We start from the raw sequence: 21,645 nt of genomic DNA, 5'->3' as shown, positions 1-21,645 counted from the left end.
GCAGCCGCATCAAATTCGAGCAGAGAATACAGGCCTCATGTTTCAGCAGCGCACGCAGCAATCCTCGTTGTCCGGGCTCCTCACGCTTAGCGAGGTGGTATTCCATTCGGTCGTGCGCAGCGTCCGTTCCAAACACAATAATGCCTTTGCGGCACTTGCGCTGAACATCATGCAAGCCGTCCTCTTCGTCGGGGCGTTTTTTGCCATGTTCGCGCTGCTGGGCCTGCGCGGCTCAGCAATTCGCGGCGACTTTCTGCTTTATGTTATGTCCGGTGTGTTTCTGTTCATGGTTCACACCAAGACAGTCGGTGCCGTTGCCGGTGCTGAGGGGCCCAGCAGCCCGATGATGCAGCATGCGCCGATGAACACGATGGTGGCCATTCTATCTGCCGCAATCGGCGCGCTGTATATCCAAGTGCTGTCACTGTTCATCATCCTGTTTGTCTACCACGTCGCATTCACGCCCGTGCATATCGAAGAGCCAATACCCGCCTTTGGCATGATTTTGCTGGCCTGGACCACCGGCGCCGCCGTCGGGCTGGTGTTCCTGGTGCTGAAACCCTGGGCACCTGGGCTGGTGAGTATTCTGACGATGATCTACCAACGCGCTAATATGATCGCGTCGGGCAAGATGTTCCTGGCCAACACGCTGCCCAGTTTCATGCTTGCCATGTTCGACTGGAACCCCCTGTTTCACTGTATCGACCAGGCCCGCGGCTTTGTCTTTATCAACTATAACCCGCATTTCAGTTCCTGGCAGTATGCTGCTTGGGTAGCGCTGGTGCTGATCGTGATCGGCCTGATGGGCGAATTCTACACCCGGCGCCAGGTTTCCATCAGCTGGAGCGCACGGCGGTAGCCGCAAAACCCGGACCAAGACTTTTCAAAAAGTCTTGGCAAAAGTTTTCCTTAAAACTTTTGCGCCCTGCCGGCGTCACGCAACCACTCTGAGCGTCAGATTGATCCGGCCGCCCTTGGGCAGCAGCCGCGAGGACTTAAACCGGATCCGGTCTACCCCGTGATATGTCAGCCGCGCATCACCGCCCATCACCACCGCATCGCCTGAGTTGAGCCAGACCGATTCCGTCTTGCCGCCACGGCTGAGGTTGCCAATCCGGAACAGCGCGTCATCGCCCAAGCTGATGGATACCACGGGGTAAGAGAAATCCGCCTCATCCTTGTCCTGATGCAGCCCCATCCGCGCACCCTCTCCATAGTAATTCAGCAAGCAGCATTCCGGTGCCCGCTCCTGCCCGGTCAATTGCCGCCAAATCTCCAATATTGCCTCCGGGATTTCAGGCCAGTTCCGCCCTGAGGGGTGCTGCTCAGCATAGCGGTATCCGGAGGCGTCAGAATACCAGCCGAATTGCCCCGCCGATGTCATCCGCACCGACATCTGCCCGCCCCCGGCACCTTGGGTGAGAACAGCGGTGCCGCCTTCAGCACCGGCCGCAACGCGTCTATCAACGCTGCTTGCCGAGCCGGTTCAAGAAACCCCTTGTAGACATCAAATCCGCGCACACGCAGCAAGGTCATTGCCGTTCATCCATCCTTAACCATGACCCTTGCAAAAAAGCGCATTGATTCACGCATCTCAGCGTGCCTGAGCGCTTGCAGGGGCGTTTTCTGCTCCCTATATACGCCGGGACGCGGCAAGGTGCAGACCAAACCGCAACTTCCATCGGGCCAGGATGCCGCAACGGGTTCAGGCCTCGGGTAATCGCCTTGAGTAGTAAAAAGGGATCGCAAATGAGCAAAGTTATCGGCATTGACCTGGGTACCACCAACTCCTGCGTGGCCATCATGGATGGCTCCCAGCCCCGCGTGATTGAAAACGCCGAGGGCGCACGCACAACCCCGTCTATTGTTGCCTTTACCGACAACGAACGCCTGGTCGGCCAGCCGGCCAAACGCCAGGCCGTCACCAACCCCGACAACACCGTGTTTGGCGTTAAGCGCCTGATCGGCCGCCGGTTCGACGACGCCGCAGTCGCCAAAGACAAAAAGATGGTGCCGTTTTCCATCGTCAACGGCGGCAACGGCGACGCATGGGTCGAAGCCAAGGGTGAGAAATACTCCCCGTCGCAGATCTCTGCCTTTACCCTGGGTAAGATGAAAGAGACCGCGGAATCCTACCTGGGCGAGGAAGTCACCCAGGCGGTCATCACTGTCCCGGCCTATTTCAACGACGCACAGCGTCAGGCCACTAAAGACGCCGGTAAGATTGCTGGCCTCGAGGTGCTGCGCATCATCAACGAGCCGACCGCGGCTGCGCTGGCCTACGGCCTCGACAAGGAAGAAACCCAGACCATCGCGGTTTATGACCTCGGCGGCGGCACCTTCGACGTGACTATCCTGGAAATCGACGACGGCCTGTTCGAAGTGAAGTCGACCAACGGCGACACCTTCCTGGGCGGCGAAGACTTTGACATGCGTATCGTCAACTACCTGGCGGACCAGTTCAAAAAGGAAAACGGTGTCGATCTGTCCAAGGACAAAATGGCCCTTCAGCGCCTGAAAGAGGCCGCAGAGAAAGCCAAGATCGAACTCTCCTCCACCTCGCAGACCGAGATCAACCAGCCGTTCATCTCGATGGACCCGTCTTCGGGCCAGCCGCTGCACATGGTGATGAAACTGACCCGTGCCAAGCTGGAAAGCCTGGTCTCCGACCTGATCAAGCGTTCGATGGATCCCTGCAAGGCGGCCCTCAAGGACGCTGGCCTGTCCGCTTCCGACATTGACGAAGTGGTTCTGGTTGGCGGCATGACCCGCATGCCGCGCGTCATTGAAGAAGTCACCAAATTCTTCGGCAAAGAGCCGCACAAGGGTGTGAACCCGGATGAAGTGGTTGCCATGGGCGCCGCCATCCAGGCCGGCGTTCTTCAGGGCGACGTCAAGGACGTGGTGCTGCTCGACGTGACCCCGCTGTCCCTGGGTATTGAAACCCTGGGCGGCGTCTTCACCCGACTGATCGACCGTAACACCACCATCCCGACCAAGAAGTCCCAGGTGTTCTCGACCGCGGAAGACAACCAGAACGCCGTGACTATCCGCTGCTTCCAGGGTGAGCGTGAAATGGCCGCCGACAACAAGATGCTCGGCCAGTTCAACCTCGAGGAAATCCCGCCGGCGCCCCGCGGCCTGCCGCAGATCGAAGTGACCTTTGACATCGACGCCAACGGCATCGTGTCGGTTGGCGCCAAGGACAAGGCGACCGGCAAGGAACAGCAGATCACCATCCAGGCATCGGGCGGCCTCTCGGACGACGATATCGAAAAAATGGTTAAGGACGCCGAAGAGAACGCCGAAGCGGACAAGGAACGCCGCGAGCTGATCGAAGCCCGGAATCAGGCCGAAAGCCTGATCCACTCGACCGAAAAAGCCGTGGAAGAGCACACTGATAAGGTCGATCCGTCGACCGTCGAGGTGATCGAACTGGCCATCGCCGCGCTGAAGGATGATCTGGAGAACGAGAAATCGACTGCCGAGAAAATCAAAGCGGGCATTCAGAACGTCACCGAGTCCGCTATGAAGCTGGGTGAAGCGATCTACAAAGCACAGGCCGAAGCGGACAGCGAAGACGAGCCGGCCGCCGCGGATGAGACCGCAAGCCCTGCGGATGACGACATCGTTGACGCGGAATTCGAAGACCTGGACAACGACAAACGCTAACGCCTGATACGCAGGCCATAGCGGGCCGGTCCGGACCCCGGACCGGCCCATTTTCGTTGAGGCAGATGGGGTTATCCGATGTCAAAACGCGACTATTACGACGTTCTGGGCGTGGCCAAGGGCGCCACCGCAGACGAAATCAAAAAGGGCTTTCGCAAGAAGGCCAAAGAACTGCACCCCGACCGGAATTCCGACAATCCGGACGCCGAATCGCAGTTCAAGGAAGCCAACGAGGCTTATGACGTCCTGAAGGACGCCGAAAAAAAGGCCGCCTATGACCGCTTTGGCCATGCTGCGTTTGAAAACGGCATGGGCGGCGGCCAGCGCGGCGGTCAGGGCCAAGGCTTTGGCGGCGGCGACTTCTCCTCCGCCTTTTCCGATGTCTTCGACGACCTGTTCGGCGATTTCATGGGCGGCCAGCGCGGTGGCGGCGGCGGACGGCAGCGGGCTTCCCGCGGTGCTGACCTGCGTTATAATCTGCGGGTCTCGCTGGAAGACGCTTTTGGCGGCTTGCACAAGACCATCAAGGTTCCGACCTCGGTCTCCTGTACCTCCTGCGAGGGAACAGGCGCCGAAGGCGGCGTGGAACCCACAACCTGCCCGACCTGTTCTGGCATGGGCAAGGTCCGCGCGCAGCAGGGCTTCTTCACCGTTGAACGCACCTGCCCGACCTGTTCGGGCCTGGGTCAGATCATCAAAAACCCGTGCAAATCCTGCCACGGCCACGGCCGGGTGGAAAAGGACCGCTCGCTGTCGGTGAACATCCCGGCGGGAGTTGAAACAGGCACCCGCATCCGCCTGGCAGGCGAAGGCGAAGCAGGCCTGCGCGGCGGCCCTCCCGGTGATCTCTACATCTTTGTCGAGGTTGCTCCGCACGCCCTGTTCGAGCGCGACGGCAACAACCTGTACTGCCGGGTGCCGGTCAGCATGGCCAAGGCAGCCCTTGGCGGCTCCATCGAGGTGCCGACCATCGACGGCGGCCGCGGCCGGGTCCAGATCCCCGAAGGCAGCCAGTCCGGCCGTCAGATGCGTCTGCGCAGCAAAGGTATGCCGGCTCTGCGCGGCGGTGCCACCGGCGACATGTTCATTGAACTGGCGGTGGAAACTCCGGTCAACCTCACTGCCCGCCAGAAAGAGCTTCTGCGCGAGTTCGAGGAAATGTCCGAGGACAACACCAACCCCGAGTCCCGCAGCTTCTTCTCTTCGGTGAAAAGCTTCTGGGACGGCATGAAGGGGTGAGGCTCGTCCTGGAAACGCTCCGGGGGAGCGTTTCAGGGCCGAACGGGCGGAGCCCCGGGCGTTTGCCTAAACCGGCTCAATCAAAAGCGCCCCCACTCGGGGCGCTTTTCTTTTTGCCCCGTCCCTTCCTCTCTCACAACCCATGCCGCACCGCGGCGGTGCATAAGGGAGTGTACAGGGGGTGCACGCCTGTCACCCCCCCGCTGCCGCTCCTCTACGGCGCTCATTAACACTTCCTCAACCATGATGGCACCACCATAGCGCCATGGCCAAGGATCCCGTATTCGAGGAAGTTTCGCTGCCGCTGTTTCCCGGCGGCGACGAAATCCCTGCGGCCCCCCTGCCCCAAGGCCGCCTGCCCTCCTACATCAAGGACCACCGCGCCCGCCTGCGCGAGCGTTTCCTGCAGGGCGGTGCCGCCGCAATGCCGGACTACGAGCTTCTGGAACTGGTCCTGTTCCGCTCCATTCCGCGCCGCGACGTAAAGCCTCTGGCCCGGCTGCTTCTTGATAGTTTTGGAGATTTCAACCGGGTTGTAACGGCCTCTCCGGAACGGCTGGCCCAGATCAGGGGCATTGGCGATGCGGTGATCACCGACCTTAAGGTACTGGAGGCCGCAGCCCACCGCATGGCCCGCGCCCGCGTGATGCAGCGGCAGGTGATTTCCAGTTGGGACGCATTGCTGGACTACTGCCATACCACCATGGCGCACCGCGAAACTGAGCAATTCCGTATCCTGTTCCTTGATCGCAAGAACGTGCTGATCGCCGACGAAGAACAGGCGCGAGGCACCGTCGACCATGTCCCGGTTTACCCCCGGGAGGTCGCCAAGCGGGCCCTTGAGATCAACGCCAGTGCTTTGATTTTAGTTCATAATCACCCGTCCGGCGACCCCACACCTTCGGACAGCGACCTCAGTATGACCAACCAGGTTCAGGCCGCCCTGACTGCCCTTGGCATCACCCTGCACGACCACCTGATCATCGGTAAATCCACCGAGTTAAGCTTTCGCGCCCGCGGGCTTCTCTAGCGCTGCCGCAGCGCGCGCCAGCGCGGTGCCCGGCCCAAGGATTTACAAGGCATCTCTGATGCCATGTCAAATGCGCGGGAGCCCGCCCTCCGCCCCGGTACTCAGCGCACCCAGACCTCAACCCGGCGGTTGATCTGCCGCCCCCATTCGCTGTCATCACAGGCCATCGGCAGGGCCTCGCCAAAGCCATGTGTGCTGATCTGCACCCGGGTTGCATCTGCCGTCTCTGCTGCTTTGATCACCGCATCCCGAACCGCGCCAGCCCGCTTCAGAGCAATCCGCCGATTGCCTTCAGATGGCCCGACACCATCAGAAAACCCAGCAAAAACAACTTCTTTTCCGTCAAACTCTCCTGCCTCCAGCGCGCGGGCCAGCTGCTCGACGTTGCTGCGGGACTGCGCATCAGGGCGCGCCGACCCAGGTTCGAACCGGAACGAGATGGTCAACCGCCGCATGCCGCCCAGCAGGGTCACCAGCCGCTGAAGTTCCTCCAGTCCGGATTTTTCCTTTGAAGCCAGAATCGCATTTGCCAGGCGGCGGCCCTGGCGGCTGACCGGGATCCGTTCTGGCGCCTGATCGACAAATCCTGCCCGGCGAATAACTGCCTGCGCCGCAGGTCCCCGCACATAAGCCAGGAAATCCCGCGCAATCTTGGGCAGGCGGCGGGCCGGCAGGTAAAGAAACATGGGAACCGTCAGCGGATAGTCTTCAGTCTTTACTGCCCGGCGGCTGGCCTGCAGAGAGAACCCGCAAGGGCCGGTCAATGTCAGCATCCGCGCCGCGCCTTTCTCGGCAAAGCTGGCGATGCCAATCGCAAAGGGATCGACGAGAACCCGGCGGGCAAGTGTGCTGCTGCGGTCATGGCGGCGGATTCGTGTTGTGAACCCAGCCCCAAAAGGCACCATCAGACGATCCTCCACCGCCTGGGCGAGGCCGGAGCCGGAAACCGGCATATGCAGCGAAATCGGGGCATCAGGACCGCCAACCGTTTGCCAGTTAGTGATCTGACCGGAATATATTCCTGCCAGTTGAAGCAAGGAAATCTCGCGCACCGGGTTGCTGGGCGCCACGACCGGCACAAAGGCGTCCAACGCGAGAACACGGCTGCGGCCCGGGCCGGTCAGATCACCCAGTCCTGCGGCACGGGCGGCCTTTTGTTCAAGCGGCCGGATTTCCCGCAATGCCATCGCCACATCCGCCTCATCCGCGATAAGAGCCGCAAATCCTCCATCGGTATTACTGGCCAGGAAAGTGAAACGTGCGGCCGGCTTTTGCCCGCGCAGCAGGACATGACTGAAATTCCCGTCGGGCAATGCCTCCAAGTGAGTCTGATAGCCATTTCGCAGGGCGAAGCCTTCAATCAGCGCAGGCATCAGAACTTCTGACATGGCGGAAGAACCGGCCAAAGTGATTTCCGAAACAAATCCGGACAGACTGGGGCAGCCTGGCCCATCGCACGCAACGCCTGATCCATCGACGGTGAGTTCGCCGAACTGGGTCTGGACCCGATAAAACTCGCCGTCGAATCCCAGCAGCGTGCCAGTGATTTCAACTGCGCCATCCGGGGAAGACAGGGTGACGTCCTGAGCAGCAAGACCGCGCGCAAAGACTGCCAGAAAAAGTGCGGCGCAAATGGCCGCACGAAAGAAGGTCATATGGATACCTGAAGTTACCGCAAATCAGTTGGATGCGATTTTCAAGTCTTCTACCAGATTATTCAACACCAGAAAGCTGCCCATTGCATCGCAATCCGGCATTGCCATCACCAAATCCCGGCTGGTGAGCTGTCCACCGCGCAATTGCAGTGCCTGGGCGGAAACATCCCTGCCGCAATTGGCGGCCGTCACTTCGGCCTCAGCAGTCAGGGACACGGTACCGGACTCGCTTGTGTCACTTGGCAGGCTGTAAACCTCGGCAATACGCGGTGCCAATTGGTTGTCATCGCCCAAGCGCACGACCTGCCCGGCCCCGGCCGCGCCGTGCCAGACATGGCCAGCGCTGCCATAGGCGGCGCCGAACTCGCGGGCATGGATTTCGAAACCGCTGTTACCGGTCCATTGAAGAACAATCCGCTCAACAGTTTCAACGCCGTCTACCTCCGCGACGGCGACAGCTCCGCTGCCACCTGAAGTCTCTGCGATGAAAACCGCTGTTCGGGTCAAAGCCGGAACCAGTGTGCTGAGCCGGCCTGAGTGATCCAGCGCAGCCGTAAAGGTCATGCCGCTGTGATGCACAGTTAAGCGCTCGTTTGGCCTGCAGGATGCTTCAACAATGAGATTAACCATCGCCATCGGGGCAGCTTCAGCCATGGCCGTCATCCGGCAGGACGGTCTGTAGTCGGGTTCTGCTGGCTCGCTGGCCGCTTTCAACGCAATTGCAGCAGGCGGCGCCGATGTCAGGGTGATCTTTTCGATCTGCAGCTGAGCAGCTTCGGGTTCCGCTGGAATTTCAGGATCAGCCGCAGCAGTCCGGATAGCGGCGTTGACCACCAAGCCCGGGCCAGACGCCTGCATATAAAATCCGATGCCCAAAGCACAAGCCAGCGTCGTCGCACTTGTCAGCATCACCTGTTTGCTTAGCATGAGATCCTCCAGAACGAGTTTGGTAAAGGAAGCATGTCTGCAAATGCCGGCCAGTTTGTGGCCGCCAGCAGGAGAGATTCCGGCAAATACGGCAATCACGCCATCTTTGTTGCCTGCCCGGAAACAAATCCGATTATGCGCCCCGTGCCTTGGCAGCTCCAAAAGCCCTTGGCAGCCGAGCGCGCTGCGCACAGCGCGGCGCCACGCCCAACGGAAGCGGTCTTTGCCAAAAGACCAGCGACGGGCGGGAGATCTCCCGCCCGTCGCCGGACGCAGGTTCAAAATGGAACCTACATGTCTTCTTCAGGTTTCAGGCCAGGCTGCCGTGGCAGTGCTTGAACTTCTTACCCGACCCGCAAGGGCATCTGTCATTGCGTGAGGGGTTGCCCCAGGTCGCCGGATCATCCTCCACGAAACCCGGTGCCGGGTCTTCTGCCGGAGCTTCGGCTGCGGTTGGCTGCGGAACTGCCATTTGCTGCATTGCGGCCTGGCGGGCAGCCATTTCCTTCAGCATCTGCTGCTGCTCCTCCTCAGTCATCGGGCGCACGCGGCCAAGCTGCTGGGACACTTCTTCACGCAAGGAATCGAGCATGTTTTCGAACAGCTGAAAGCTTTCGTTCTTGTATTCATTGAGCGGATCACGCTGCGCATAGCCGCGGAAACCCACCACCGAGCGCAGATGCTCCAGTGTCAGCAGATGCTCACGCCAGTTCTTGTCTATGGTCTGCAGCAGAACCTGCTTTTCGATGTTGCGCATGTTTTCCGGACCAAAGGCCGCGGCTTTTTCCGCCATCATCTTGTCAGAAGCCTGAACCAGACGTTCCCGGATCTGCTCGTCATCGACGCCTTCTTCGGCGGCCCATTCCGCCACCGGCGCGTCAATGCTCAGCATCTCGCGGACCTGCTCCTGCAGGCCTGCTGTGTCCCACTGATCGGCGTAGGTTTTGGGCGGCATGTGGGTGTCGAGCAGATCGTCGATCACCTCGTGACGCATATCATCGACAATTTCGGACAGATCCTCGGCGGCCATAATTTCGCGGCGTTGATTGAAGATCACTTTCCGCTGATCGTTCATCACATCGTCGAACTTCAGAACGTTTTTGCGCATGTCGAAGTTGCGGCCTTCGACCTTGGCCTGCGCGCGTTCCAGCGATTTATTCACCCAGGGGTGAATGATCGCCTCGCCTTCCTTCATGCCCAGCGATGACAGCAGTTTGTCCAGCCGTTCCGAGCCGAAAATGCGCATCAGATCGTCTTCAAGGCTGAGATAAAACCGGGTCCGGCCCGGATCGCCCTGACGGCCCGAACGGCCGCGCAGCTGGTTGTCGATGCGGCGGCTTTCGTGGCGTTCGGAAGCCATCACAAACAACCCGCCTGCGTCCAGCACCTTTTGCTTTTCCTCGGCGTGTTTGGCTTCTTCGGCCGCGCGCAGTTCTGCTGGATCAGCCTCGGGGTTCTGCTCCAGCACTTCCAGCACTTTCATCTCGACGTTGCCGCCGAGCTGAATATCGGTGCCGCGGCCGGCCATGTTGGTGGCAATGGTCACCGCGCCATAGCGGCCGGCATCAGCAACGATCTGCGCTTCCTGCTCATGGTGGCGGGCGTTCAAAACGTTGTGCGGGATGCCGTCCTGCTGCAGCATCTGGCTCAGCAGTTCGGATTTCTCGATCGAGGTCGTGCCAAGCAGAACCGGCTGACCCTTTTCATGCGCTACCTTGGCTTCCTTGATCATCGCCTCATATTTCTCACGGGCGGTGCGGTACACCTGATCGTCCTCATCCACCCGCGCAATCGGGCGGTTGGTCGGCACTTCAACCACACCCAGGCTGTAGATCTCGGCGAACTCATCAGCCTCGGTCATCGCAGTGCCGGTCATGCCCGAGAGCTTGTCGTAAAGCCGGAAGTAATTTTGGAAGGTCACCGAGGCCAGTGTGGTATTCTCCGGCTCGATATTGACCTCTTCCTTGGCCTCGATGGCCTGGTGCAATCCTTCGGACAGGCGGCGGCCCGGCATCATACGGCCAGTGAACTCATCGATCAGAACAACTTCGCCATTGCGGACGATATAATCCTTGTCCCGCTGGAACAGCTTGTGCGCACGCAGGGCCTGGTTCACGTGGTGGACAACCGTAGTGCTTTCCGGATCGTAGAGCGAGGCATCCTCTTCCAGCAGACCGTGCTCGCGCAGTGTCTGCTCCAGGTATTCATTGCCGTCCTCAGTAAAGGTCACACCACGGGTTTTCTCGTCGATTTCATAATGTTCTTCCGACAACAGCGGGATCACTTTGTCGATAGTTGAATAGAGTTCGGACCTGTCCTCGGCCGGGCCGGAGATGATCAGCGGGGTACGGGCCTCGTCGATCAGGATCGAGTCGACCTCATCGACGATGGCAAAGTTGTGCTGCTTCTGAAACACCTGGTCCAGCGACGGTTTCATGTTGTCGCGCAGATAGTCGAAACCCAGTTCGTTGTTGGTGGTATAGGTGACGTCGCTGTCATAGGCGGCCATCTTCTCGGCGTCGGCTTGCCCCGACCAGATCACGCCGGTGGTCATGCCCAGCTGCGCAAACACCTTGCCCATCCATTCACTATCCCGCGTGGCCAGGTATTCGTTCACCGTTACCACATGCACGCCCTTGCCGGTCAGCGCATTCAGATAGGCCGGGAAGGTCGCCACCAGGGTCTTGCCCTCGCCGGTCTTCATCTCGGAAATGTTACCCTGATGCAGGAAAATACCGCCCATCAGCTGGGTATCAAAAGCCCGCAGACCCAGAGCCCGTTTGGCCGCTTCACGCACGTTGGCAAAGGCTTCGGGCAGCAGCGCGTCCAGGCTTTCACCGCCCAATGCGCGCTTGCGCAGCTCCTCAGTCTTGTCCTTCAGCCCGTCATCGCTGAGCTTCGCGAACATATCCTCCAGCGCGTTGATCTGTGCAATCAGCGGCCGTGTCGCCTTGATCTTACGGTCATTCGGCGTGCCGAAAACCTTTTTGGCGAGTGTTCCGAAACCCAGCATGTTTTCTCCAGCGATCCTATGTCCGGCCTTTGCATCGGGCAGGCTTGCCCGCCGTGTCCGCAACCCATAAACAATGGTGGAAAGACGGTCCTGCCAATGGCCTCAAGGCGATGTAAGCGGCAGGGTATAGAGTGTCAACGGCAGGCCCCTATGCGGCCTAGGAATAGGAAGGTTTCAATGCGTAAAGGTCTCACTTTTCTGCGCGGCATGGCGGTGGCAGCCTGTACTGCGTTGCCGCTGGCCGCAGTTGCTGCGCCACATGCCAACACGGTTGTTGCCTCGGTCAATGGCGAAGATATCACAATCGGCCATATGGTCATGGCCCGCGAAAACCTGCCCGACCAGTACAAACAGCTGCCTGATGACGTGCTCTACAATGCCATCCTGGATCAGCTGGTTCAGCAAACCGCGCTGAAACAGCAGCTGCACGGCGAAGTGCCTCGTTACGTGCAATTGTCCGTTGAAAACGAAGAGCGCGCCATGCTGGCCGCCAACGTGATCGATATGATCATGGAAAAGGCCAGCAGCGAAGATGCGCTGCGTGCCGCCTATGACGGAAAATACTCTTCCGGTGACGGCGGAGATGAGTTTCATGCCGCCCATATCCTCGTCGAAAGTGAAGAAGACGCACAGGACGTCAAAAAGGAGCTGGACGCCGGCGCCGATTTTGCCACGCTTGCCAAGGAAAAATCCACCGGCCCCTCCGGTCCCAGCGGCGGCGATCTGGGCTGGTTCACCACAGGCCGAATGGTGCCGGAGTTCGAAGATGCCGTTCTGAAGCTTCATTCGGGCGAAATTTCAGGACCCGTGAAAACCCAGTTCGGCTGGCATGTGATTCTGCTGCGTGAGCGCCGCAAGACCGAAGCCCCGAGTTTGAAGAAGTGCGGGCACAGCTGGCCGAGGAATTGCGCCAAAAGGCAGTGGAAGAGAGCGTGAATGAACTGACCGCGTCCGCCGAAATCGAACGGTCTGAGATTGAGGATCTGAATCCGGCAATTCTCAAAGACCTTAGCCTGGTTAGGAACTGATCATGGCCGCCCCAATGCCCGTCTCGCCGCTGGCACCTGCCAGCTTCCCCGATCTTCCGGTGATCAAGGGCGTGCGCTTTGCATCAGCCGCGGCCGGGGTCAAGTATCAGGGCCGGACCGATGTGATGCTGGCAGTGATGGACCCGGGCACTGCGGTTGCAGGGGTTTTCACCCGCTCCAAGACCCGTTCTGCCCCGGTTCTGGACTGCCAAGCCAAGCTGGGCGGCAGTGCTGATGCCGGTGCGGCAATCCTGGTGAACTCAGGCAATTCCAATGCCTTCACCGGTCATTTCGGGCAAAGCTCGGTTGCGGAGATCACCACTGCAGTTGCACAGGCAACCGGCCTGCCTTCCAGGCGTGTTTTTACTGCCTCCACCGGTGTCATCGGCGAGCCGCTGCCGCATGACCGGATTGTCGCGAAGGTCAGCGAACTGAACGATGCCTTGGATGAAGGCACGCTGGAAGGCGCCGCCCAGGCGATCATGACCACCGACACCTTTGCCAAAGGCGCCAGCGCCACGGTGGGGATCGGCGGCAAGACAGTCAAGATCGCCGGCATCGCAAAGGGTTCAGGCATGATTGCGCCGGATATGGCAACCATGCTGGTCTACATCTTCACCGATGCGAAGGTCGGGCAAGCCGACCTGCAGGAACAGCTCGCTGAGATCTGCAACCGGACTTTCAATTGCATCACCGTGGACAGCGACACCTCTACGTCCGACAGCCTGATGCTGTGCGCCACCGGCGCTTCAGGCGTCGACGCGACTGGAAACGCGGAGTTTGCAGCAGGCCTGGATCGGGTCATGCTAAACCTGTCACACCAGGTGGTGCGCGATGGCGAGGGCGCGACCAAATTTGTGGAAATCCAGGTGACCGGCGCGGCTTCGGATGCGGATGCAAAGGTGCATGGCCTAGCTATCGCCAACTCGCCGCTGGTGAAAACCGCGATTGCGGGCGAGGACCCGAACTGGGGCCGCGTGGTAATGGCGATCGGCAAATCCGGCGCGGCTGCCGACCGGGACCTGCTGTCAATCTCATTTGGCAATGTGCTGGTGGCCGAAAAAGGCTGGGTCGCACAAGACTACAAGGAAGATCTGGGCGCAGCAGAGATGAAAAAACAAGAGATCACCATCAAAGTTGGCTTGGGACTGGGTGCCGGCAAAGCCACGGTTTGGACCTGCGATCTGACCCATCAGTATATCTCGATCAACGCAGATTACCGGTCATGAAGGTGATCCTTGTTTCCGCTGTTGCGCTTATCGACGTGGACGGGCGCGTGCTGCTGGCGCAGCGCCCCGAAGGTAAATCCATGGCCGGCCTGTGGGAGTTTCCTGGCGGCAAGATCGAACCAGGCGAAACACCCGAGGCAGCATTGATCCGTGAGTTACAGGAGGAACTAGGCATCGACACCTGGGCGTCCTGCCTGGCGCCGCTGACCTTCGCCAGCCACTCCTACGAGGATTTCCACCTGCTGATGCCGCTTTTTGCCTGCCGTAAGTGGGACGGCGTCCCGCAGGCCAATGAAGGTCAAACCCTGAAATGGGTGCGGCCGCAGGATTTGCGCGACTATCCGATGCCGCCGGCCGATATCCCGCTGATCCCGATTCTGCGCGACTGGCTGTAAAATACATGGAGCCGCAACGCAGCGGTTTCATGTTTCCCAAGGGTGAATTTTGCCGTTTTACCGGGGCTTTAGCTCCCTGGCCTGGCGCCCGTGAACCCTTTTTTAATCATTCTCCATAAGCATCAGGTACGAAGAATTTGACTACCCGAAGTTTCAATTGGGCAGGAGAAGACCATGCTAAGGACAATCGCAGTTGGCAGTTTTTCGCTGATTCAGGGCATTTTCATAAAGACACTCCCTGACGGGAAAATCGCGGTGCGGGTTGGTAAAAGAACATATGAAGGCCGCCCGGTGCCGCCTGTTGCCTGAGCTATCACTCATCACGCATGTAAGGCAAGAAATGGGGTTGCAGACAATGCTGCCCCGTTTTTGGGCCCGCAAGGCCAAAGCAAATTGACAAAATTTTGCTTTGCGGACTGGTCTGTCTCATTTCCACTCTGTCGTTCCGCCAATTCGTCAACTGTCTTTGCACCCTCCGCACATGCAGAATGGACCTGCGTGGACGGCGCATTCAGCATCAACGATAGGGTATAGCCTTCAATTGCGCTTCGGCCCCTGCGGAACATGACAATGGAACCGCCTAAAGAAACAGGCCCCGGCAATGGTGCCAGGGCCTGCTTTTCAATTTGGATTTAGCAACGATCAGTCAAGGGTCCGGGTGACTTCTTCGCGTTCGAAGATCTCAATCACGTCGTTCGGACGGACATCATCGTAGTTTTCAAACGCCATACCGCATTCCTGACCGGACTGAACTTCTGACACTTCGTCTTTGAAACGCTTCAGTGTCTTCAGCGTGCCTTCGTGGATTACCACGTTGTCGCGCAGCAGGCGGACACCTGCCGAACGGCGGGCAATGCCTTCGGTGACCAGACAGCCGGCAACCTTGCCAACACCGGTAACCTTGAAGACTTCCTTGATCTGCGCATAACCGATGAAGTTCTCGCGGATCTCGGCAGACAGCAGGCCCGAGGCCGCCGCTTTCACGTCATCCACCAAGTCGTAGATCACCGAGTAGTAGCGGATCTCAACGCTTTTCTGGTTGGCGGTGTTGCGGGCCGAAGCATTGGCACGGACGTTGAAGCCCATGATCGGCGCACCGGAGGCTTCGGCGAGGCCGACATCAGTTTCGGTGATCGCACCGACGCCCGAATGCAGCACGCGCACGCGCACCTCGTCGTTGCCGATCTTTTCCATCGCCTGAACGATGGCTTCGGCAGAGCCTTGCACGTCAGCTTTGACCAGGATCGGCAGCTCGGAGACATTTTCGTCGTCCTTGGCCTTCTGCATAAGCTGTTCCAGCGTGGTCGCAGCACCGGCAGCGGCGCGCTTATCCTTGGCGGCCTGCTCACGGTATTCAGCGATCTCGCGGGCCTGTGCTTCGGTGTCTGTCACGTTCAGCACGTCGCCTGCTTCCGGGGTGCCGTTGAGGCCAAGAACCTCGACAGGAACCGAGGGACCGGCTTCCTGGACGCGCTCGCCCTTGTCGTTGATCAACGCACGCACCTTGCCGTATTGCTCACCCACAACAAAGATGTCGCCCTGGCGCAGAGTCCCGGTCTGAACCAGAACGGTTGCCACAGGGCCGCGGCCCACATCCAGCTGTGCCTCGATCACGGCACCCTGGGCAGCGCGGTCGGGGTTGGCCTTCAGTTCCAGAATTTCCGATTGCAGTGCAATGGCTTCCAGCAGCTCGTCCAAGCCCTGGCCGGTTACCGCGGAAACTTCAACGTCCTGCACGTCGCCGGACATCGCTTCCACAACCACTTCGTGCTGCAGCAAGTCGGTGCGGACCTTTGTCGGGTCTGCCGCCGGTTTGTCGATCTTGTTGATCGCCACGATCATCGGAACCTGCGCCGCTTTGGCGTGGTTGATGGCTTCGATGGTCTGCGGCATCACCGCGTCATCCGCGGCAACCACCAGAACCACGATATCCGTCACCTGAGCACCGCGCGAGCGCATCGAGGTAAAGGCCGCATGGCCAGGCGTATCCAGGAAGCTCAGCACGGTGCCGCTTTCGGTTTTCACCTGATACGCGCCGATGTGCTGGGTGATGCCGCCGGCTTCGCCAGCCACAACACGGGCATCCCGGATCGCATCAAGCAGCGAAGTTTTGCCGTGGTCAACGTGGCCCATGATCGTGATGACCGGCGGACGCGGTTTCAGATCGTCGTCCTTGTCCTCAATCTCTTTGATCACGTCTTCGACGTCAGAGGCGGACACCCGGACCACTTTATGGCCGAATTCCTCGATGATCAGTTCCGCGGTATCGGCGTCGATGGTCTGGTTCTGCGTGACCATCATGCCCATGTTCATCAGCGATTTGACAACTTCGCCAACGCGCTCCGCCATCCGGTTGGCCAGTTCCGAAACCACAATCGCCTCTGGCAGCTGAACGTCGCGGATGACCTTTTCACGCTCGACCTGGCCGCCCATGGCTTTTTGCCGGGCACGCTCTTGCTTGCGCTTCATCGACGCCATCGACCGGTGGCGATTGCCGCCGCCGCCAGTGGCCTGCCCCAATGTCAGCTTACCCGAACGGCGGCCATCATCCTGGCCCTTGCCGCGGTTCTGACGCTGTTCGCGTTCACGGTCTGCTTTACGCGGTGCGGCAGCAGGCGCGGGTTTGTTCGGCGCCGGGCGGGCCGCTCTGGGCGTATCCGCCGCAGGAGCAGGAGCAGCGGCAGCAGCAGCGGCGCGTTCTTTTGCCACTTCAGCTTCACGCTTCTTGCGCTCTTCTTCTTCTTGCTTGGCCTTGGCGCGTTCTTCGGCTTCCCGCTGCTCGCGCTCTTTGGCTTCCGCTTCGGCGCGGCGGCGGTTGCGCTCTTCTTCGCGCGCTTTTTCGTCCGCCGCCCGGGCGGCCGCTTCTTCGACCTCGCGCGCTTTGGCAGCCTGCAGCGCCTTCAGGCGGCGCTCCATCTCAGCGTCACTGATGCCGGCAGGCCGGCGCGATCCGGATGTGGAAGGCGCAGCGCCGCCGCCGCCCTTGGCCGCACCCGGCTTGGGAACCACAACGCGCTTGCGCTTGGTTTCCACTACGACATTCTTGGTCCGTCCATGGCTGAAACTCTGTTTCACGTTCCCCGGACGGGAACCCCCACGCAGACCCAGTGTCTTTTTGCCGTCACTATCGCTCATAAAGCTTCTTATCCTTCCGTGCGGCCGTCGCCGCCCACCATTTCGCGCAAACCTTGCAGTCGTTGCGCCTCATCTACAACACGTTTGCTGAGTCCGCCAGAGGCGAGGGCGGCATGTATTGCAGTTTGGCGCCCAAATGCCATTCCCAGCTCGTCCGCCGTGAGGCAGCCGATGAATTTGCCCTTGTAGGGGGTGCTCAGCTTCGACTTTCCGCGGCCAGACCCGTCGGACGCCTGGATCAGCACCCGGGCATCCTCTTTGTAAAGCCAGTCTTTCACCCGCTCAAAACCGGACACCGCATCACCCGATTTACGCGCCAGGCTGATCAGTTCAATAAGCCGGCGGACAACCTGCCGCTCAACTTCCTGAACCAATTCCTCCGGCACCTGGACCTGGGCCTTGAAGCCGCGGGCAAACAGCTTCTTCTTGACCGCGGTATCCAATGCGGCCCGGCTGGAGGCCACATAGACACCACGGCCGGGCAGCTTGCCCATCACATCAGGCACAACTTGCCCGTCAGGACCCATCACAAAACGGATGAGGCCCTGTTTGGGCTGGATCTCGCCGGTTGCGATGCATTTACGCTCGCTGTCGTCGGTCCGGTCTTTTGTGGCGCCGCCGCGTGTCATGCAGTTCTCCTCTGCAAAGCCTGAATTCAGGCTTCGCCTTCCTCTTCGCCAGTGTCTTCGTCTTCTGCCGCGTCTTCTTCCAGTTCAGCCGGATCAACCCAGCCCAGCATGATGCGGGCAGTCATAACCATGTCCTGCGCCTGTTCCAGCGTCATACCGAAAGGTTCCAGGATACCATCGTCCTTGACCCGTTCGCCGCCATCGTTGGTCCAGCCGCCGGCCAGTTCCCAGTCCGCACAAGTGGCGAAATCTTCCAGCGACTTTACGTCGTCCTTGGCCAGTGCCTCTACCATCTGCGGGGTCAGGCCCTCGAACTGAATCAGGCTGTCTTCGGCGCCCAATTCGCGAGCCGCATCCAAGGCCGCCTTGGCCTTGGCCTCCAGGTAATCGCGGGCACGGGCCTGCAATTCCCCGGCGGTGCCTTCGTCAACACCGTCGATGACCAGCAGCTCGTCGAGTTCGACATAGGCGACTTCTTCGAGATTGGTAAAGCCTTCGGAAACCAGCAGCTGGGCAAAGAACTCGTCCAGATCCAGGGTTTCCATGAACAGTTTGGTGCGCGCCTCGAATTCCTTCTGGCGGCGAGCCGATTCTTCTTCCTCGGTCATGATATCGATGTCGAGGTTGGTCAGCTGCGATGCCAGGCGGACGTTCTGGCCGCGGCGGCCAATGGCCAGGCTCAGCTGCTCTTCAGGCACCACAACTTCGATTTTGCCGGCTTCTTCATCCAGCACAACCTTGGTTACTTCGGCAGGCTGAAGCGCGTTCACCAGGAAAGTCGGCTGGTCTTCGTTCCACGGGATGATGTCGATCTTTTCGCCCTGCAGCTCGTTCACCACAGCCTGCACGCGGGAGCCGCGCATACCAACACAGGCACCGACCGGGTCGATCGAGCCGTCATAGGAGATAACAGCAATCTTGGCGCGCGAACCGGGATCACGGGCAACCGCCTTGATATCAATGATGCCGTCATAGATTTCCGGCACTTCCATCTTGAACAGTTCGGCCATGAATTCCGGCGCGGTGCGCGACAGGAAAATCTGCGGGCCGCGCGGCTCGCGGCGCACGTCCTTGATGTAGCAGCGCACACGGTCGTTCGGGCGATAGCTTTCGCGGCCGATTTTTTCATTGCGGCGCAGGATGGCCTCGCCAGCGCCCACATCGACGATGACGTTGCCGTATTCCTCGCGCTTGACCAGACCATTGATGATGGTGCCGGCGCGGTCTTTGAATTCTTCGAACTGGCGGTCACGCTCTGCTTCGCGGACCTTCTGCAGAATCACCTGCTTGGCCGACTGGGCGGCGATCCGGCCCATTTCAACCGGCGGCACTTCCTCGACATAGGTCTGGCCTACTTCAGGATTCGCCATGTACTGGCGGGCCTGTTCGACGGTCAGCTCAGCCTGATAGTTTTCCAGCTCTTCATCCGCCACGACAGTGCGCACGCGGGTGAATTTCGCCCGGCCGGTCTTGCGGTCAATCGATACGCGAATGTCCATTTCGGCGCCGTAGCGGCTTTTGGCCGCACGGGCGAGACTCTCTTCCATCGCCTCGATGACCAGACCGGGGTCGATCATCTTTTCGCGCGCCACGGCCTCGGCGGTTTGCAACAGCTCCAGCTGGTTTGCAGAGGTGATAGCCATTACTTGTTCTCCTCTTCGGACTCTTCGGTCTCGATTTCGTCGAATGCGTCTTCGTTGAGCGTGCCGGCCTCTTTGCGCTGGCGCAGCATTTCCTTGATCAGATCATCGGTCAGAACCAGCTTGGCGTCGCTCAGCCAGTCAAATTTCAAACCAATGGTCATGGTTTCGCCCTGATCTTCGATGTTGATCAGGACTTCGTCTTCCTCGGTGCCCGCCAGCTCGCCCTTAAAACGGCGGCGGCCGCCGACCAGCTCGTCGGTTTCGAGCTTGGCCTCATAGCCCTCGAACATATCAAAATCTTTCAGCCGGGTCAGCGGCCGGTCGATGCCGGGGCTCGACACTTCCAGCGCATAGGCGTCAAGGATCGGATCCTCGACGTCCAGTGCCGCGCTGACCGCATTCGAGATCACGGCGCAATCATCCACCTCGATGCCGCCATCCGGCTTGTCAGCCATGATTTGCAATGTGGTCGCCTTACCAGACATCAGCCGGATCCGCACCAGCTCATAACCCAGATCCTCAATCACCGGGATGATGATCTCGGCCAGACGCCGGTCGATGGCAGCTTTGGCAATCAGGTCGTTGGTCATCAGACCTCCACTTGGGGCTTGCAGGCACTGGCCTGCGGGCACAAAAAAACGGGCGCGCGGCCCGTTGAAAATCCCGGTGGAGCCTTAAACCAGAGGTTCAACGCGCCGCTGTTGTCAAAGGCATATAGGACGGTTCTGGCGAAACTGCAAGAGGGTCGTGCAGCGCGCGGAGTTTCTGACCGCCGGACCGCTACCCCAGCTTGCCTTGAAGATCCGCAGCAACGCCATCCACAAAGCCCTGATCCTGACCGCCAATCACCAGATAACCGATGCCATCACTGACCCATGAGGCAGCGGCCATGCCAGCCAAAACCTCGCTTTGCATCGCCTTATCGGCCCCAGAGGACCGAATGATACAGAAGGCCACCGGCACGCCGTCCGGGCCCAGATAAGCCATTTGCAATAGAGGCTTGCCTTTGAAGCCCAGCAACTGGGCGCGTTTGAATTCCAGCCCTTCGACAGTTTGAGCAGGAGACAAGTCCACGCCCTGGCCGCTGCTGAAACCGTCCAGCACTTCGGCTGTCACTTCGGTCGGCTGACTGCCGTTCGCGACAGTGTCGGTGATATAGAGCGACTGATAAGATGCCACGACCGCCTTCCATCCCGGCGCCGTTTGCGGCTGGGGTCCGGGCTGCAGCATGTAGGTGGAAAGAACACCAAGGCCAAAAGCCATCGCCATTCCGGCAATCAGCCGCAGCGGCGCACGGGCGGGGCGGGATGCGGGAATCAGCCCCTCCGGCATCTGCGGGGCGCCCAGCGCCGCGGCAGAAAAGACATCCCGCAATGCAGCCACCGGCATATCCAATGTCTGCAGACGCTGCGCCAAAGCCGCATCCGTGCTCAGCGCAAGCTCGACCCGGCTGCGCAGGGCGTTATCCGCCTCGCCATCCAGGTAGGATGTCAGCTCTTCATCGGTGAATGCCGCTTGCGCTTCATTCATGTTCCCGTCTCCGTTTCCGCCAACTCACCCGCAATCTTCTTGCGGGCGGCCGCCAGTCTGCTCATCACCGTGCCGATGGGGATATTCAGGATTTCCGCTGCCTCCTTGTAGGCAAAGCCTTCGACATAGACGAGCAGAACCGTGACCCTTTGGCTTTCAGGCAGCTCCCCTACCTTTGAAAACACCTGACGGGCAAAAATATTCGTTTCCGTGTTTACGCGCTGATCCGGAATCTCGGTTTCTTCCAGCGCCACCAACCCGCCGCCGGTGCGCACGGCCGTTGCCCGCAGCTCGTTCAGCCACAGCCGGTGCGCGATCCGGAACATCCAGCGGTCCAGATGCGTGCCGGGCTGATATCCTGCGTGTTTTTCCAACGCCCGCAGACAAGTCATTTGCGCCAGATCGTCCGCCCGGTCACGCCGCCCGGTCTGCATCAAGCAAAAGCGCCACAACCGGGGATAGAGGGGGCTTATCCCCTCCCGGACTTCTTCCTCAGCCGTCTTTTTGCCAAACCAGCGAA

15 protein-coding genes and 2 pseudogenes are annotated in these 21,645 nt (G+C 59.9%); 7 read left to right on the top strand and 10 right to left on the bottom strand.

Going from position 1 to position 21,645, the window contains the following annotated elements:
- Positions 1-37: 37 nt before the first annotated feature.
- Positions 38-859 (top strand): ABC transporter permease, encoded by an 822-nt coding sequence (locus ETW23_RS20505; protein ID WP_129372603.1) that lies wholly within the window; start codon positions 38-40, stop codon positions 857-859.
- A gap of 75 nt (positions 860-934) precedes the next feature.
- Here the strand turns inward: ETW23_RS20505 and ETW23_RS20500 are convergent.
- Positions 935-1,536, bottom strand: a pseudogene (locus ETW23_RS20500) (alpha-ketoglutarate-dependent dioxygenase AlkB).
- A gap of 213 nt (positions 1,537-1,749) precedes the next feature.
- Between ETW23_RS20500 and dnaK the strand changes: the two are divergent.
- The 3 genes from dnaK (at position 1,750) to radC (ending at position 5,941) form a co-directional block, all read left to right on the top strand.
- Complete coding sequence (gene dnaK, locus ETW23_RS20495; RefSeq protein WP_129372605.1) at positions 1,750-3,672, top strand: molecular chaperone DnaK; 1,923 nt, start codon at positions 1,750-1,752, stop codon at positions 3,670-3,672.
- Between the two features lie 78 nt (positions 3,673-3,750).
- Complete coding sequence (dnaJ, locus tag ETW23_RS20490) at positions 3,751-4,911, top strand: molecular chaperone DnaJ (RefSeq protein ID WP_027257040.1); 1,161 nt, start codon at positions 3,751-3,753, stop codon at positions 4,909-4,911.
- A 265-nt stretch (positions 4,912-5,176) separates the two neighbouring features.
- Positions 5,177-5,941, top strand: coding sequence for a DNA repair protein RadC (gene radC, locus ETW23_RS20485; protein ID WP_134831098.1), 765 nt, complete (start codon positions 5,177-5,179; stop codon positions 5,939-5,941).
- 101 nt (positions 5,942-6,042) lie between these two features.
- Here the strand turns inward: radC and ETW23_RS20480 are convergent, their stop codons facing one another.
- The 3 genes from ETW23_RS20480 to secA form a co-directional block, all read right to left on the bottom strand.
- Positions 6,043-7,596, bottom strand: coding sequence for a phosphate ABC transporter substrate-binding/OmpA family protein (locus ETW23_RS20480; RefSeq protein WP_134831097.1), 1,554 nt, complete (start codon positions 7,594-7,596; stop codon positions 6,043-6,045).
- A 24-nt stretch (positions 7,597-7,620) separates the two neighbouring features.
- Positions 7,621-8,523: a hypothetical protein gene (locus ETW23_RS20475; protein ID WP_134831096.1), complete on the bottom strand. Its 903-nt coding sequence runs from the start codon at positions 8,521-8,523 to the stop codon at positions 7,621-7,623.
- A 310-nt stretch (positions 8,524-8,833) separates the two neighbouring features.
- Positions 8,834-11,536, bottom strand: coding sequence for a preprotein translocase subunit SecA (gene secA, locus ETW23_RS20470; RefSeq protein WP_134831095.1), 2,703 nt, complete (start codon positions 11,534-11,536; stop codon positions 8,834-8,836).
- Positions 11,537-11,713: 177 nt separating this feature from the next.
- Here secA and ETW23_RS20465 point away from each other — a divergent pair.
- From ETW23_RS20465 to mutT, 3 genes and pseudogenes are all read left to right on the top strand, one after another.
- Positions 11,714-12,564, top strand: a pseudogene (locus ETW23_RS20465) (peptidylprolyl isomerase).
- Between the two features lie 2 nt (positions 12,565-12,566).
- Positions 12,567-13,793 carry a bifunctional glutamate N-acetyltransferase/amino-acid acetyltransferase ArgJ gene (gene argJ, locus ETW23_RS20460; RefSeq protein WP_134831094.1) on the top strand — a complete coding sequence of 409 codons (1,227 nt, stop codon included), beginning with the start codon at positions 12,567-12,569 and terminating at the stop codon, positions 13,791-13,793.
- A complete protein-coding gene (gene mutT, locus ETW23_RS20455) occupies positions 13,790-14,188 on the top strand; it encodes an 8-oxo-dGTP diphosphatase MutT (RefSeq protein WP_129372612.1) in 399 nt (132 codons plus the stop codon). Before argJ ends, mutT begins: the two co-directional genes overlap by 4 nt.
- A 642-nt stretch (positions 14,189-14,830) precedes the next feature.
- Here mutT and infB read toward each other — a convergent pair.
- The 6 genes from infB to ETW23_RS20425 all read right to left on the bottom strand — a co-directional run bounded on the left by infB (position 14,831) and on the right by ETW23_RS20425 (position 21,598).
- Complete coding sequence (infB, locus tag ETW23_RS20450; RefSeq protein ID WP_134831093.1) at positions 14,831-17,323, bottom strand: translation initiation factor IF-2; 2,493 nt, start codon at positions 17,321-17,323, stop codon at positions 14,831-14,833.
- A gap of 8 nt (positions 17,324-17,331) precedes the next feature.
- Positions 17,332-17,952 carry an RNA-binding protein gene (locus ETW23_RS20445; protein ID WP_129372614.1) on the bottom strand — a complete coding sequence of 207 codons (621 nt, stop codon included), beginning with the start codon at positions 17,950-17,952 and terminating at the stop codon, positions 17,332-17,334.
- Positions 17,953-17,978: 26 nt separating this feature from the next.
- The gene (gene nusA, locus ETW23_RS20440) at positions 17,979-19,595 is read right to left on the bottom strand and encodes a transcription termination factor NusA (protein ID WP_129372615.1); all 1,617 of its coding nucleotides are present in this window, start codon (positions 19,593-19,595) and stop codon (positions 17,979-17,981) included.
- Positions 19,595-20,185, bottom strand: coding sequence for a ribosome maturation factor RimP (gene rimP / locus ETW23_RS20435; protein ID WP_134831092.1), 591 nt, complete (start codon positions 20,183-20,185; stop codon positions 19,595-19,597). The genes nusA and rimP overlap by 1 nt, the downstream gene beginning before the upstream one ends.
- 190 nt (positions 20,186-20,375) lie before the next feature.
- Positions 20,376-21,125 (bottom strand): anti-sigma factor, encoded by a 750-nt coding sequence (locus ETW23_RS20430; RefSeq protein WP_129372617.1) that lies wholly within the window; start codon positions 21,123-21,125, stop codon positions 20,376-20,378.
- Complete coding sequence (locus ETW23_RS20425) at positions 21,122-21,598, bottom strand: RNA polymerase sigma factor (protein ID WP_129372618.1); 477 nt, start codon at positions 21,596-21,598, stop codon at positions 21,122-21,124. The genes ETW23_RS20430 and ETW23_RS20425 overlap by 4 nt, the downstream gene beginning before the upstream one ends.
- Positions 21,599-21,645 lie beyond the last annotated feature (47 nt).

This window comes from Leisingera sp. NJS201 (genome assembly GCF_004535885.1).
GTDB lineage: Bacteria > Pseudomonadota > Alphaproteobacteria > Rhodobacterales > Rhodobacteraceae > Leisingera.
This window is presented reverse-complemented; position numbering and strand designations above follow the sequence as displayed.